This window comes from Burkholderia sp. KCJ3K979, assembly GCF_016759955.1.
GTDB lineage: Bacteria > Pseudomonadota > Gammaproteobacteria > Burkholderiales > Burkholderiaceae > Burkholderia > Burkholderia orbicola.
Map to the genome: position 1 here is coordinate 1 of NZ_JACFYV010000177.1, position 14,527 is coordinate 14,527.

Here is a 14,527-nt window from a genome sequence, read left to right on the forward strand (position 1 = left end):
GAACACAGACGGAAACTGACGCTGTGGCGAAAAACTAGGCGGGATCACGATACGGGAGCCTGTCAGACTTTTAGTGTGCCGAGGTCATGAAACGATAACGGAACTAACGTCCTATGACCGATGCAACAGTGATCAAGAAGAGCAAGAATCCGAAGGCACCGAAGGTGTTTCCCGACGAACTGACGATCAGTTGCTTGCCCAGCTTCAGGGCAAGAACGCCGAGTCGATCCTGGGCGAATCGGGGCTTGGCCGGCCAGCTCAGGAAGCAGTTGGCCAAACGCATGCTCACGGCCGAGATGAGCCACCATCCGGAAGCCGGGACCGAGCAAGGCACGGCCGGCAACCACCGCAATGGCACCCGCACCAAGACGTTCCTCACGCCCCAACGGCGAACTGAAGCTGGATATTCCGCATGACCGGCAGGCAACGTTCGAACGGCAATTGGCCGGCAAGTATCAATGCCGGCTGCCCGGCTTCGACGATCACGTCATCAGCATGTATGCACGCGGCATGAGCGTACGCATGATTCAGGGCCATCTGCTGCGACTGAGCTTTGCGGACGTCGATTTCCTGAACCCGAATCTATCGAAGAGGCCGCGGGACAAACTCGCCCGCACGTTCACCGCAGAGCAGGCTCAGGCGATTCACTCCTTTGTCGAAGCCCTACCGATAGAAATCGTATCGATGGTCATCGACTGCGAAGGTGGCCATTCACGGTCATGCGCCGTCGCCTTGGCGCGCCATCCGCTATATGGCTATCAAGCGGATCGTGCATCTTTCGCACGCCACCCCTGCAATCGTCCGCATCATGATAGAAAATGACCGTACAACTCATCGCGAGCGGCAACGAGCCCGTGGCTGATACGTTTCAACAACCGCGCCCGTTGCCCTGCAACAGGCAGCGACGCGCCGTCATGTCTTTATTGAACCGAGAGTCTGGGACGACATCAGCTTCGGCAGTGGCTCACATTTACATTGGCACAAATCGTTCTCTAATGCGACCTGCTTACCCATCATCGTCATCGCGCGTGGCGAGCCGTCGCTTATGATGACGCCCGTCGTGCCACAGGCGGGACATTGAACCGGGGCGCCCAGATAAGCGAAAGGTTGGCCTTGCAACGAGGTGCCTGCGATACCGTCGACCACAACACCGTTGCGATCGGTCTTATCGCCCTGACGAATGAACCGTCGGCTCATGCTGTAAGGCCGTTGGACGGCGTCGCAGCATTGCACGCCCGCTCAACTTCCTCGGGCCACACTGGTTCACGACAGGTCCGCTGCGCGATGTAATAGGCAACCGCAAGGATGAATGTCGGTAGCGCAGCAATAATCGTCACCAAAGACATAACCGGGTTCCCCGACTTCAACAGGTCTGACGCACCATCAAACTGCAACTTTAGAGAATTTCGGAACGAGACTTCTGTTGTGAGAAATTCGGCTACCGGAGGTACCGCAGATGGTCCCTCTTCCATGAAGCGGCGATAGTATTCAAAGTCTTGGTAAAGCTCTTCCATCGCCTGCTGTCCAGCCGGGCTATTTTCCTCAAATGCAAGTTCTACGTACTTGCCGACCGAGAACGTGCCGACAACTAACCCCTCGTCGTTAAGCACAAGGCAACGGACCACACGAGGTGCCGTCCCCGCGAGACCAGCTTTGGGCTTGCGCTCAACGTACAAAAATGCACTATCCCACGGAACTGAGAAGACACCACCTGGCCCGTTATGGCGAAAGGCGTATATCTTTCGGTCCAAGCGGTTAAACCGTATCGGCTTGCGCGTATAATTGAAGCAATCTATGAGAAGCGCTCGCACCGTTACTGCAAGGCCACCAATGCCAATTAATGAAAAAATTGCCAACAGGAAGTAAACAATACCCTGCTGCCCTTTTGCGCGGACAGCAATTGGCATGTGGGTCGCTATCCACAGAAACATTGCGATTAGGCAGAAGAAGAGGATACCAGCAGTAGAAAACGCCAGCAGCCCCCAGCCCTTTTCACGATAAAGGCCATCACATACCTCGAGGTATGAATCGGTTGCCTTGAATACTGTACCCACGCTCTTTGCACTATCAGTGCGCCGTTCGTTGACATGCAGTCGTGCCGATGACTCCGTATCCGTTACCGGTCGATTGAGCTTGTATCGGGAGTGTCCGTCGAAAGCCATACTGATTCCATTCAAGAAAAAATTGCTGTGAACGCCTTCCGGTCCTCTTCAAGGTGTTCAAATCTTTTGCTAGTTGCCTTGATTCCGAAATAGCATTGCTCCAGCCAATCGTCCACTTCGCGACTCTTGAAATAGTTAATCAATACACCGATAAGAGCTGCGAGAAGGAGCAACGGCAACGTCAAAACACTTCCTAAAAACGCGGCAACGACCAAAGCTCCTCCGATAAGTGCCGACGTAGTGTAGAGCGCAAACATAAGGATATTTCCGTGCTCGAGTTCGTCGTAGGCATGGTATGCATCGATAGCCGCCGATACCAATCCGACAATAGCCCCACCGAATCTGCCAACGATGCCCAGGAACCGCCCAACCTTGGCCGTGCTCTCGGAGAGTTTAACGCCCGCCTTTTCCATCTGCTCAAGCGCGGATGAACCATATTGCGCGACGCCGGCTACGAGCCCACCGACTGCATTGTCGAACTTGATGCCTGCTTCCGTCTGATTGAACCGATTCGCTTTCTTCAACTCCTCACGAGCGAAACGAAGATTGATAGCACTGAATATCGCTCCAATGCCTGCAAACCCAGGTTCACCCTTCGTCATAAGTCGGAATTTTGGCATGTAAATCGTCTCGACCACGTCCGGCGTCAGCGTCGCGCTGGCCAACTTCTCGAACCCGGGCTTCGCCTTGACGCTTGCTAGGGCAGCGGCCTCTGTCGTCGGGCTTTCGACTGGCACGAACTGCTTCGCCTTGATCTCCGCGTCTACGCCTCCGCCTACGGAGGCCTTGTCCTGAAGCTGCTTTTTCAGGTCCTGCACGCTAATTTTCTGCCGGCCCGGCATCATTTCCTGCATCTGACGGGCGATGTAGTTCACCCATTGGTTTACCGAACCGTATACGACCTTAAACTCGAACAGCTGTTTCGTCCTCATGCACAGTGTGACATACAGCGTCTTCGCCGCCGCAGTCTCCACTCCCGTACTAACCGCTTGAACGACCGGCCCACCTGTCTCATGTAGCAGTCGCGCTAGGGACTTCGCGACGGCAACCTTAATGCCCTTGTCCTTCGAATCTTCCACCTGCTCTATCTTGCTGTATGACTCAATGAGCTTTGCAACGAACTCCCTCAGTTCCATGTACGGGTAACTGGACGCTTCCTTGACCTTCTCGGCAAGTACCGGACTATTTAAAACGAACGCTCGCAGCAGCGGGTTACGGGTATCGGATACGCTGCCTTTGGCCCACTTGACGAGCACGTCAAGGACCTCTTTGCGGTCAGCCGAGCCTTCGATGCACCGTGTAAATGTGTTGGTATAGTTCAGCCCGCATCGCCAACTTCCCGGCTCGTAATCCGACTCGAAAACGTTCAGCAATGCGGCACTGGACAGCCACGCCTGATGGTCTTGCGACAGCGGTATAAGCGTGCTCGCCTGCTCCGACTTCATCGCGTTCGCCATCTGTTGCCGAAAGTCGACGATAGCCTGCTGCCGATAGTGGGTCGTGTAGGGCTTCCATGCCTCCGGTCCGGCTGTTGCAAGTTCAGACTCCTTCTGCGCCTCAATGCTTTTGAGCCGCTTCTCGAGCGCCTTGCCACCATCGAACAGAGCCCCGAGGCCCATGCCCTCGTAAGTATTGGCTTCCAGCATGCCGGCGGCACGTTCCACGTCCTCTTTCGCCGAAACCGCGACCGCCTTTTGCAGCGCGTCGATTGCGCTGGCGGCCCATATTCCGTGTTCATACGGCGCAAGCGCTGCGCCGAAAGCAACGCGCTGCTCGAAGTTGAGTTCCTGCGTGATGCCAACCGGGTCCCACAACGCGAAGAACAGCCCCTTGTCCGGCAGTATGGAATCCATCGCCTTTTTCAGGGCCGGCTGCTGCCCGGCACGGTCATGGTACGGAAAGCAACCGGTAACGAGCGCATCGGGACGACCGCCCTTGTATTCGCTCAGTAGCCCCTCGAGATGGTCCACGCTATCCGCGTGCGGCTGGTTCATGCTGCCGTTATACCAGGCGGTTGCATCGAACTTCTGCATCCGCTTGTCACGACAACCCATGAAGTTCTTCGCGTAGGTGTCGCGGACTTTCTGTGTCCAAAGCTCATCGCTGAACGCCAGATACACGGTTCCGGCATGTTCGGCGTCTTCAATGGTGATGCATTGAGCCAGTTGCGCATGCCCAGGTTGGTGGCAACTGAACGGTTTCTCGAAACTACGGTCGAGCTTGATGCCGACCGGATAGTCGTACAAGTATCCTTCCGCCGTAACCGCGTATATCTGCCATCGCTGTGTCTTTGGATAGAAGATATACACGTAGCCGTAGCGCAGGGTGCGCAGCGTGTACTTTGCCTTTTTGAGCGCGATGCCGACGACGCCGTCGCCAAACTTTCCGCCCATGAGCGACATCGCGCCAGCAGAGCTGTGAGCCTTGGAGTTGGCCACGACCCCGTAGCGGACAGGCAGAATCGGCAATCCCTTCTTCTTGCACATGTTGCATGAATTCGGCGCACGCGAGCTGGTCTGCATCGCGGACTGCGTGAGCTGCGAAATACTCGCAAAATTCGTGTCGAGTGCCATTCTTTATCTCTCTCGTGCCGCCACCCGGGCTCATTGATATTGGATGCTCTCGCGAGCAATCGCTTCCCAGTCTGCCGCGCTCCAGTTCGCTACCGCTTCAGCATACGGGCCTTTCCGCGGCGCCTGCAGAATGGCCCGAACACGCGGGTGACGGTCAAAGCAGGGGGAAACGAGTGTGCCGTGAAGTGCAAAAGCAAGCAGGTCCCCACCGGCGAGCCCATGAGCCTCTCCTTTTGCAAGTTGCGCGTCGAGCAGCGCCGACATATCGGGACGAGGCGCCGTACCATTGCAACGGAGTAGGTCAAGCCCGCGCTGAACCAACTCGATGCGCGCGATTCGTGCGTGCTGGTCCGCAGTAACCGCGAAGGCGGCTTCCGGTTCGGCCGCGCCGTTGACCACCGTCCAGCCGCTCATGGGGTCGAGGTACGTCCACGTTGCAATCGGCCCCAGAAGCGCATCCATCTGCTCGGCCTTCAAGATGCGACCCAAGTGCAGAAACACGCGCGGGTCGTAGTAGCGGAAGACCGCATCGCCCGAAATCGGCGCCTGCAGTATCAACCGGTTCGACAGATGTTGCTGAAGCCGGCCCGTCGCCTTTCCGCATTCGAGAATGGCGCAAACGACTGGCGGCAAGCCATTCTCAAGGTCCGATTCGGCACGTTCTCTCAACGCTGGCAATTGCAGTTCGGGATGCTCCGCACAGTACAGCACGGGCGCCACGCCCTCGAGTTCGGGACGCGCAGCGGGAACCAACTCACCGACTTCATAGACCGGCGGCACACCAGGCAACTCGGGCTTCCCGTTCACGACTTCGACGATAACGTAGTGAACCATACCGACCGCCCTACACGAGTGCCGAGCCGGCCTGGGCCGCGGCTGCGAACTGTTGGGCGCACGACTTTGAAGGCGCAAGCTGCGCCGACGCGCTATCGCCCGCCGGGCCATCGAAGATGAGCGGACTGCCCTTGACCTCGACCAGCCCCGGCGCATGGATGAAGATTTTACCTTCGGCGATGCGAATCGATGCGCCGCCGGCGGTAAGGGTAATTTCCTTCTGGGCTGTAACGTTCACCGAATCGGAAGTGGACACGACCTTTACAGTCTTGTCTGCCGTAAGTTCGATGTTGTCCGACTGCGCCTGCACTTCGACCTTGCCTTTGCCGGCAAACAGCTTGATACCGGCATTCTGCACGAAGAAGCTTAATTTCTCGCCAATACTGGCAATCCACGACCTCGCCACCGAAACGTAGGTGCTCTCTCCGCTAACCAAATTGACGTGCTGGGTAGCTGCTGCGTGGAGCGACTTCTGCGTCGACAGGCCCATGTCAGCCGGGCTCGCAAGCAACATGACAGGTTGCGAAAACGCATTGGCGCTTCCGGTGCCGCCACCCGCTGTCCTGCCGCCCGCCATAGAGCCCTGTGCATCGCTCTGCGTCGTCGCAGCGAAGTCCTTGATGGCATCCTGAGCATCGTCCAGGGTCTCGGCCTGGCCGTCAGCTGCCGCGAGTGAGCGATGCTGAATCACGCCGCTCGAATCGATAAGGTGTTGCGTGGCTTCCTTCACATCCAGCGGCTGACTCGACGTGCCGCCGCGGGCGTAGGTCGATACGTAGAGCCCTCGTCCGGCCCGCAGGGCACCTGACGCCTCGGTCTTCAGTTCGAAGCCCGTGCCAAGGTAGTTGCCGCGCGTATTGCCGCTGTGGTCGATGAGATAGCCGATGTGAAGATACGAATTCGCCGTCGAGCTGAAAAGCTGCGCCCGGTTCTGCGACGTGGAGTCGTCGAAGACGAGTTGATTGAAACCCTGACCGCTGTACTCCTGCGACTTGAAACCGGACAGCAGGCCGTTCGAATGCCAATGTGGCGTGTTGACAGAGTGAAAGAGCACTCCACTGACGACCGGCCGGTCGCAATCCCCGTCGAGGTAATTGACGGCCACTTCCTGTCCGATTCGAGGGACGAACACACCGCCGAATCCCTTGCCGGCGTGCGGCAGTATTACCCGCATCCAGCACGATGATGTCTCGTTATTGCTTCCCAGACGGTCCCAGTGCATCTGAGCCTTCACCCGGTTCAACTCGTCCGTGTACACCTCCTCACCCGCCGGTCCCACGATAGTGGCGGTCTGCATATGCATGACCGGCTTTCTATGCTCGAACGGGCTGCGGAATGGCACCGAGCGGCGCTGGACCTCGATTTCGGCCAGCACGAAACTTTCATTGCCTAACGGGTCCTTCGATACGAATGCGGCCTGCCGGTCCTTGTATTCGGCACGCAGACGCGACAGGCGTCGCTGCAGGCTACCCGGAAAGGGGCGGCTGTTGCCCAGCGGCAGATTGTTCTGGATAGCCCAACGCACGCCAAGAATCGCGAACTCGCGATCCTCAGGCTTGTCTGCGTCGTGCTCGGGATGGTCTTCGAGCGTGAACCATCGACCGGCGTCCATGCACGGAACACTGCCCACCCCGAAAAACCGTTTGCTGCGCGAGGCCATCTCTTCAAGCCGAATTCGCATAGCGCGCTCGCCACGGTCGTAGGACTCGCCGGTGACCGGAAAGCTATAGTGGCCCGCGTATTCGTAGACTTCCAACTCCTGCGGGATATCGCCCTGGTCAACCGTGGACCGGTCCGCCCGCTGCAACGTGCGCGCTGGACGTTTGTAATCCGCCGTGCTGAACGCATATCCGACGCTTTGCGTCGTACGCTCGCCGCTCCACTCGACGAGTGTGCCAGCCTGGCCGTCTCGGTCGCCGCGATAGAACGGTACTCGCTGGGTAGCGAGCGCTTTGCAATTGAAGAGGTCGTCGGTCACGACAATCGTATGCGACTTACCGTCCTCTGCATGCTCGACATACGTGAACCATCCCTCCGACTCCATCAACCGATGGACGAAATTGTGGTCGGTTTCGTACTGAGTACAGTACGAGCGAACCGCGCCCGGGTCTTTCACATCGAGCCGGAAATGACCGCGCGCCTGCGAATGGCCGCTGAACACTTTAGTCAGGATGTCGGCGGTCGTTAGGTCCTGGAAAATGCGCGCGTCCTTGCGGTACTGCAGAAAGCGCATCCACGACGAAAACGAAAGCTGATAGTAAGTGAGTCCCCCGTCCGCTCCGAGGCGTCGCGTTGCATGGACGTAGCCATGCCAAGGCAGGTACGACTCGTCGGCTTGACGCACCCATAATGTGACAGGTTGCGCCATCAGCTTCTTCAAATGAAGCGCGCGCTCCCGGGACACGACGTCCACTGTGAGCTCGAAATCCCGGCCCACGCGCGATTCACCCATGGCGCGTTGCGGCAACAGTACCTTCGCCCCGAGGGGCGTTTCCAGGACGAGCGCTCGGTTCGTCTGCTCGATACCCGCGTCAAGCATCAACGAATTGGGCAACCTACCCATTTCGAATATCTCCTCTGGAGGAAAAAATGAACGCGCATCGGAGGCGGCGCGAAAGGTCGAAAGAGATTTTGCCACAACGACCTATCCGCTTTGATAACAAACGTAAAAACAATCTCCCGACAACCGACATCATTTTATGTTTCAATGATTTTTAATCCTTCGCCTCGGCAATACTGGTATTTCTTACATAAATTAACGCCGAAACAAGCAGCGGATCGACTTTGGCGCTATCCAGGATAGAAACGCCTGGTCGCGTCGCCTCCTTCAGGAGCATGTGCGATTCTACAAAATGCACGCTAAATTGGCCTCCGAGCAACCATGTCGAGTTACTCGATTTTTCTGATGAACGTTGCCGCCGAGAGGAAAGACCTGTTAGAAATAACAGGCCAGCCAAATTTTATGGAGCATTGCAACCTCGAGCGCGACGAATACCGACATCGCATAAGGGCTCGAGTATTGCGCATCCGCGTAGAGGCGGAGATTGCCGGTTTGCACTGCGGGCTCCTTGTTCTGGATCGTTGTGTGTTACCGCTGCACGGTCATTCGGTAGCCGATCACCTCATGCAACGGATACGCAAGTTCCCGAACCTCTTCCAGCTGGTTGCCGCCAAACAGGTAAACGTGTTCGACATCGTGCCGCAGGTAGAAACCGACGTGCCCTTTCCAGCTCGTCGGATCGTCGCGCGTCAGGATCGCGATGCAGCCGTAGACCGGCCGCTCCAGCGGTTTGCCCCATTCCAGCCACGAGCGCGCGAGGGCGGAGCCGGTGCCGCGGAAGCCGGCGTGCGCCATGCACCAGTTCACGAAGGACGAGCACCAGGAAATCTTGTCGTCGTAGCCGACCAGGTTCGTCTGGTTGTTGTATTCGACGATACGCGGATTGATGCTGCCGGGCGGGTGGCGGCGGATGCCGAGTTCGGCCAGCGCGACGGACATCCACGGCGGGTGGGCAGCTTTCACTTTGCTCTAAGGGTCTGATAGGGTCACGTCGTTCTCGGGTACGTGTCGGTGTCGTTTCGCGCAATCTTCGCACGAATACGGCGAACCCACAGCGCCCTTCACGGCATGCGATTTTCGCCGGGTCCGCCCGTATCATGGAGGCAGCGCCCTCTCTGATTCTCTCCCCGCCATGCGCATCACGCCTCTCCCGCCCCTGCAGTGCCTCGTCGCGTTCGAAGCCGCCGTGCGGCACGCGAGTTTCACGAAAGCCGCCGCCGAACTGCACCTGACCCAAAGCGCGATCAGCCGCCAGATCCAGCAACTCGAGGAATTCCTCGGCCGCTCGCTGTTCGTGCGCGAGCACCGTTCGCTGCGGCTGACGATCGCCGGCGAGCAATACGCGGCGCAGGTCCACCATCTGCTCACGCAATGCGCGGAAGCCACCCACGACGTGATGAAACCGTACGGCGATCTCGAACTGACGATCGCGTGCTCGTCCGGCGTCGCGGTGCTGTGGCTCACACCGCGGCTACCGGACTTTCGCGCCACGTATCCCAACATCAAGCTGCGCCTGATCGTGCGCGACGGCCTGGCATCGATGTCGCCCGCGGAATTCGACGTCGGCGTCTACTACGTGCGCCAGCAGGCGCCGGCCGAATACACCGCACGCCGGCTGTTCGACGAGGAAGTGTTCCCCGTCTGCGCGCCCGGCTATCTCGCCGGCCGCACGCTCGACGCGGCCGATCTCGCGAACGAAACGCTGCTGCGCCTCGAAGACGGCCAGCGTCAATGGATGTCGTGGTCCGAATGGTTCGACCTGAACGACGTCGACCGGCAGAAGGCGCAGCCGCAGGACATCACGATCAACTCCTATCCGCAGATCGTGCAGATGACGATTCTCGGTCAGGGCGTGTCGCTCGGCTGGCGCTACATGATCGACGCCTGCATCGACGCCGGCCTGCTCGTGCGCGTGACGGAAGCGTCCGCGAGCCACGGCGGCGGCTATTACGTGATCTCGCCGAACGACCGCGCGCAGAACCAGGCCGCCCGCCTGTTCACCCGCTGGCTGTTCGAACAGGCAGAGCAGCAAACCGGGGCCTGACTGCCGCGCGCGTGACGCATGCGTGCAGCGCATGCAGGCATGCGAATCTTTCGTTTCAGAAAAAATTGCGGCTGTCCTTAGCATGGGATTCACGCGGGGCAGCCGTCCCGTCTCCGGACTTCTGACAAAGGAAGAGACCATGCAAGGAACGCTTTCCCCGCGCGCCGCGCCTTCCGTCGATGCGGCGGTGCAACAGCGCCGCCGCGCCATCGTCGCGACCGTGATCGGCAACGGCCTCGAATGGTTCGACTTCACCGTCTACAGCTTCTTCGCGGTGATCATCGCGAAGCTGTTCTTCCCGACCGGCAACGAACTCACGTCCGTGCTGCTCACCGTCGCGACGTTCGGCGTGGGCTTCTTCATGCGGCCGGTGGGCGGCATCGTGCTCGGCGTCTATGCCGACAAGGTCGGACGCAAGGCCGCGCTGTCGCTCACGATCCTGCTGATGGCGGCCGGCACCGCGCTGATCGGCATCGCGCCGACCTACGAACAGGCCGGCATCGCCGCGCCGCTGATGATCGTCGTCGCGCGGCTGCTGCAAGGCTTCTCGGCCGGCGGCGAGATGGGCGGCGCCACCGCGTTCCTCACCGAATACGCGCCGCCGGAGAAGCGTGCGTATTACTCGAGCTGGATCCAGTCGAGCATCGGCTTCGCGGTGCTGCTCGGTGCCGCGACCGGCACGTTCGTCACGACGTCGCTCGACACGCAGGCGCTGCATAGCTGGGGCTGGCGGCTGCCGTTCCTGCTCGGGATCATCGTCGGGCCGGTCGGCTACTTCATTCGCAGCCATATCGACGAGACGCCCGCGTTCAGCGCCGTCGAATCGCAGGCGAAGGAAAGCTCGCCGCTGAAGGAAGTGCTGCACACCTACCCGCGCGAAACGTTCGCGAGTTTCTCGATGGTGATCCTGTGGACCGTCTGCACCTACGTGCTGCTGTTCTACATGCCGACCTATTCCGTGCGCACGCTGCATCTGCCGCAATCGACCGGCTTCACGGCCGGCATGGTCGGCGGGCTGATGATCATGTGCTGCTCGCCGATCGTCGGGCGACTCGCCGACGCGTGGGGACGACGCGTGTTCCTGTCCGGCTCGGCGCTCGCGATCCTCGTGCTCGCATGGCCGATGTTCTCGTGGATCAACCATGCGCCCGGGTTCGCGTCGCTGATCGTGTTCCAGGCCGTGTTCGGCGTGCTGATCGCGACCTATACGGGGCCGATCCTCGCGGCGTTCGCGGAGCTGTTTCCGACCAAGGTGCTGTCGACCGGGCTATCCGTTGCGTACAACTTCGCGGTGACGATTTTCGGCGGGTTCGCGCCGTTCCTGATCACGTGGTTGATCGCCCGCACCGGCAGCAACATGGCGCCCGCGTTCTACGTGATGCTCGCGGCGGCCGTCAGTTTCGTCGGCACGCGCTTCGTGAAGGATGCGAAGCGTGCGGCCGCAACGACTCGATAAGGATTTTTCTCCATGACCATTACCGTGCTTCAAGGCGGCAACGTGCTCGACCTCGAACGAGGCGTATTGCTCGAACATCATGATGTCGTGATCGAAGGCGAGCGGATCGTCGAGGTTACCGATCGGCCGGTGGATTTGCCGAATGCGCAGGTGATCGACGTGCGCGGCAAGACCGTGATGCCAGGGTTCATCGATTGCCATGTGCATGTGCTGGCGTCGAATGCGAACCTGGGCGCGAATGCGACGCAGCCGAATATTCTCGCGGCGATTCGGTCGCTGCCGATTCTCGATGCGATGTTGTCGCGTGGGTTTACCAGTGTGCGGGATGCGGGGGGCGCGGATTGGAGCTTGATGCAGGCCGTTGAGACGGGGCTGATTCCGGGGCCGCGGATTTTTCCGTCGGGGAAGGCGCTGTCGCAAACCGGCGGGCATGGGGATTTCCGGCCGCGCGGCGATGTGCTGGAGCCCTGCTCCTGCTGTTTCAGGACGGGGGCGATTGCGCGGGTCGTCGATGGCGTCGAAGGGGTGCGGCTCGCCGTGCGTGAGGAGATTCAGAAAGGCGCGACGCAGATCAAGATCATGGCGTCAGGCGGCGTGGCTTCGCCGACCGATCCGATTGCGAACACGCAGTATTCGGAGGATGAGATTCGGGCGATTGTTGATGAGGCCGAGGCCGCGAATACTTATGTGATGGCGCATGCGTATACGGGGCGGGCGATTGCGCGGGCCGTGAGATGCGGCGTGCGGACGATCGAGCATGGGAATCTCGTGGATGAAGCGGCTGCGGTGCTTATGCATGAGCGGGGGGCGTTTGTGGTGCCTACGCTGGTGACTTATGACGCGCTGGCGAAACATGGGGCGGAGTTTGGAATGCCGGCCGACTCGGTGGCGAAAGTTGCTTCCGTGCAGCAGAAAGGACGCGAGTCGCTCGAGATCTATGCGAAAGCAGGGGTGAAGATGGGGTTCGGGTCGGACCTGCTCGGGGAGATGCACGCGTTTCAGTCCGGGGAGTTTCGGATTCGGGCGGAGGTGCTTGGGAATCTGGAAGCGCTTAGGTCGGCGACTACGGTGGCGGCGGAGATCGTGAATATGACGGGGGAGCTTGGGGTGGTTGCGGTGGGGGCGATCGCCGACCTCGTCGTGCTGGATGGCAATCCGCTCGAGGATATTGGGGTTGTGGCCGATGAAGGTGCGCGGGTTGAGTATGTGTTGCAGCGGGGGGCGGTTGTGAAGCGGCGGGCTGGCGGGCGGTGATGTGAAGCCCTGGGGGATGCTTCGGTAGGCACGCGTCGCCTCACGGGCATTATGGCCGTGACAGTTATTGAAAGTAGCTGGAGGTGAGAGTCGCGGCGTGCGCGGCAATGGCCGGGACGGTGCCGCCCCGGCGGTCAATCGCATTCGAGAAACGCCCGCATTCCATTCGCTAGAGCCGCATCAATCGGCCCTTGCAAACGTTATAGCGACGGCGTCACCGGACCTATCCGTGATTCCGTGGGCGAGGCATATCATGAGGTGTAGAAATCATGGATATGCCGATGAAGAAGAAAAGGCAAACAGTAGCGCGTCAGGCAGCGGCCCGCGGGCCGCTGCCTGAACTGCCTAAGGAACTGCTGGACCAACTGGTCAAGGGGCCGATGACACCGGCCGAGGTGCAGGACCTGATGCTGGAGTTCAACAAGGCAGTCATCGAGCGCGCGATGGGTGCCGAGATGAATCTGCACCTGGGCTACCCGCAGGGCCAGTCCAAGCCGCACGGTCAGGCCAACGGGCGGAACGGCGCCAGCGGCAAGACGGTTATCACCGATCACGGCCCGGTTCGGGCCGAAGTCTCCCGCGATCGCGACGACAGCTTCGAACCGATCCTGATTCCCAAGCATGAGCGCCGCTTCCCCGGCTTGAAGAGCGCATCATCGCGATGTGCGTCCGCGGCATGAGTGTGCGCGAGATTCAGGCCCTTCTGACTGAAAGCTACGGCACCGAGGTGTCTCCGACTTCATCAGCTCGGTCACCGACGACTGATGGCCGAGGCACTGAGCTGCCAGAGCCGCCCGCTTGAGACCATGATCCGGTAGCGTTCTTCGATGCCAATAGCATTGAGACGAGCGAACAGAGTGCTCTCAGGATTTCCTTGCACGGGTGACCCGGCGAACTGCTGCCTTCGCGGCAACTTTTGCAACTGCTTGTTTTTTTGCCTTTCGTTTTCTGGCCTCTGCAAGAAATTTCGCGGATTCTGGTATATGCATGAGGCTCACAGTAAACCCAAAATTTTGGAGCCTTCGTCCACACACCCTAAGATTGACCTTACTAAAAAATGGAAGATCAAGCTTCGCTCCGGATGGACCATCAATAATCGCAAAAACCACCTCATAACGACTACCGATCGGTTTTGCAGGGAATTTTGCGAAATTCTGCTTGACGAGTTGCTTATTAACCTCAACAACAAAACCAGGCTCACTTACCAACAGGGTTGACGACACAAGTCCTTGTGCGAAAAGATGACTCAACGTGGCGGAGCTTCGCCCCCGCTTAACATGAATAAGTTGACTTCTCTCAGTGCGAGACGAACTGGCCGCATACAGATCGCAAACTTCAATCTTGCTAGATTTTCCACCAAAGGAAATCAATTTACGATCAAGCATTGCATACTTACGAGGAAGATTTGCCGCAACCGCCTCATTGTATTTCCCCTCACCATCATGCTCATACTCCACAAACGGCTTATCGAAATTACGCCTCAAAGTATTATCAAAATATTTATCCACCAAATTTTTAAATGAAGAATCTACACAATACCAATTTCCTGCATTTAAAATATACAGCGCTTTATTATATCTTACCTCAGCATACAAGCACTTGTAAGCAGAATAGACTCTTGGGGGAACCCCCGATGCCAACACC

The 14,527-nt window shown here is 58.9% G+C and carries 10 protein-coding genes and 2 pseudogenes; 5 read left to right on the forward strand and 7 right to left on the reverse strand.

Annotation, left to right across the window (positions count from 1 at the left end; all coding sequences use genetic code 11):
- Window positions 1-113: 113 nt before the first annotated feature.
- A pseudogene (locus tag H3O04_RS27225) lies at window positions 114-550 on the forward strand (transposase); the annotation flags it as partial.
- 362 nt (window positions 551-912) lie between these two features.
- Here the strand turns inward: H3O04_RS27225 and H3O04_RS27230 are convergent.
- The 6 genes from H3O04_RS27230 to H3O04_RS27255 all read right to left on the reverse strand — a co-directional run bounded on the left by H3O04_RS27230 (window position 913) and on the right by H3O04_RS27255 (window position 9,068).
- Window positions 913-1,197 carry a PAAR domain-containing protein gene (locus H3O04_RS27230; RefSeq protein ID WP_012338534.1) on the reverse strand — a complete coding sequence of 95 codons (285 nt, stop codon included), beginning with the start codon at window positions 1,195-1,197 and terminating at the stop codon, window positions 913-915.
- Window positions 1,194-2,162 carry a DUF6708 domain-containing protein gene (locus H3O04_RS27235; RefSeq protein ID WP_012338535.1) on the reverse strand — a complete coding sequence of 323 codons (969 nt, stop codon included), beginning with the start codon at window positions 2,160-2,162 and terminating at the stop codon, window positions 1,194-1,196. Before H3O04_RS27235 ends, H3O04_RS27230 begins: the two co-directional genes overlap by 4 nt.
- Before the next feature lie 11 nt (window positions 2,163-2,173).
- The gene (locus H3O04_RS27240) at window positions 2,174-4,735 is read right to left on the reverse strand and encodes a T6SS effector BTH_I2691 family protein (protein WP_202588855.1); all 2,562 of its coding nucleotides are present in this window, start codon (window positions 4,733-4,735) and stop codon (window positions 2,174-2,176) included.
- Between the two features lie 30 nt (window positions 4,736-4,765).
- Window positions 4,766-5,569 carry a DUF4123 domain-containing protein gene (locus tag H3O04_RS27245; protein ID WP_202588856.1) on the reverse strand — a complete coding sequence of 268 codons (804 nt, stop codon included), beginning with the start codon at window positions 5,567-5,569 and terminating at the stop codon, window positions 4,766-4,768.
- Between the two features lie 10 nt (window positions 5,570-5,579).
- Complete coding sequence (locus H3O04_RS27250; RefSeq protein ID WP_027809043.1) at window positions 5,580-8,132, reverse strand: type VI secretion system Vgr family protein; 2,553 nt, start codon at window positions 8,130-8,132, stop codon at window positions 5,580-5,582.
- A 525-nt stretch (window positions 8,133-8,657) separates the two neighbouring features.
- A complete protein-coding gene (locus tag H3O04_RS27255) occupies window positions 8,658-9,068 on the reverse strand; it encodes a TIGR02594 family protein (RefSeq protein ID WP_202588857.1) in 411 nt (136 codons plus the stop codon).
- 193 nt (window positions 9,069-9,261) lie between these two features.
- Between H3O04_RS27255 and H3O04_RS27260 the strand changes: the two genes are divergently transcribed.
- The 4 genes and pseudogenes from H3O04_RS27260 to H3O04_RS27275 form a co-directional block, all read left to right on the forward strand.
- Window positions 9,262-10,173: a LysR substrate-binding domain-containing protein gene (locus tag H3O04_RS27260; RefSeq protein WP_012338541.1), complete on the forward strand. Its 912-nt coding sequence runs from the start codon at window positions 9,262-9,264 to the stop codon at window positions 10,171-10,173.
- A gap of 139 nt (window positions 10,174-10,312) precedes the next feature.
- A complete protein-coding gene (locus tag H3O04_RS27265; RefSeq protein ID WP_023474996.1) occupies window positions 10,313-11,629 on the forward strand; it encodes an MFS transporter in 1,317 nt (438 codons plus the stop codon).
- 12 nt (window positions 11,630-11,641) lie between these two features.
- Window positions 11,642-12,883, forward strand: a complete 1,242-nt coding sequence (locus H3O04_RS27270) for a metal-dependent hydrolase family protein (protein ID WP_012338543.1) — start codon at window positions 11,642-11,644, stop codon at window positions 12,881-12,883.
- 281 nt (window positions 12,884-13,164) lie between these two features.
- Window positions 13,165-13,748 (forward strand): annotated as a pseudogene (locus H3O04_RS27275) (transposase); the annotation flags it as partial.
- On the opposite strand, the gene H3O04_RS27280 reads toward H3O04_RS27275, so the two are convergent.
- Entirely contained in the window at window positions 13,747-14,526 is a 780-nt protein-coding gene (locus H3O04_RS27280; protein ID WP_442862848.1) for a TIGR04141 family sporadically distributed protein, read from the reverse strand. The pseudogene H3O04_RS27275 and the gene H3O04_RS27280 overlap by 2 nt on opposite strands.
- Between the last annotated feature and the right edge of the window lies 1 nt (window position 14,527).

What these genes read in the sequence shown, in the direction of transcription:
- H3O04_RS27270 (WP_012338543.1), top strand. Translation starts at nt 11,642, where the DNA reads ATGACCATTACCGTGCTTCAAGGCGGCAACGTGCTCGACCTCGAACGA.
- H3O04_RS27230 (WP_012338534.1), bottom strand. Translation starts at nt 1,197, where the DNA reads ATGAGCCGACGGTTCATTCGTCAGGGCGATAAGACCGATCGCAACGGT.
- H3O04_RS27235 (WP_012338535.1), bottom strand. Translation starts at nt 2,162, where the DNA reads ATGGCTTTCGACGGACACTCCCGATACAAGCTCAATCGACCGGTAACG.
- H3O04_RS27245 (WP_202588856.1), bottom strand. Translation starts at nt 5,569, where the DNA reads ATGGTTCACTACGTTATCGTCGAAGTCGTGAACGGGAAGCCCGAGTTG.
- H3O04_RS27265 (WP_023474996.1), top strand. Translation starts at nt 10,313, where the DNA reads ATGCAAGGAACGCTTTCCCCGCGCGCCGCGCCTTCCGTCGATGCGGCG.
- H3O04_RS27260 (WP_012338541.1), top strand. Translation starts at nt 9,262, where the DNA reads ATGCGCATCACGCCTCTCCCGCCCCTGCAGTGCCTCGTCGCGTTCGAA.
- H3O04_RS27240 (WP_202588855.1), bottom strand. Translation starts at nt 4,735, where the DNA reads ATGGCACTCGACACGAATTTTGCGAGTATTTCGCAGCTCACGCAGTCC.
- H3O04_RS27255 (WP_202588857.1), bottom strand. Translation starts at nt 9,068, where the DNA reads ATGTCCGTCGCGCTGGCCGAACTCGGCATCCGCCGCCACCCGCCCGGC.
- H3O04_RS27250 (WP_027809043.1), bottom strand. Translation starts at nt 8,132, where the DNA reads ATGGGTAGGTTGCCCAATTCGTTGATGCTTGACGCGGGTATCGAGCAG.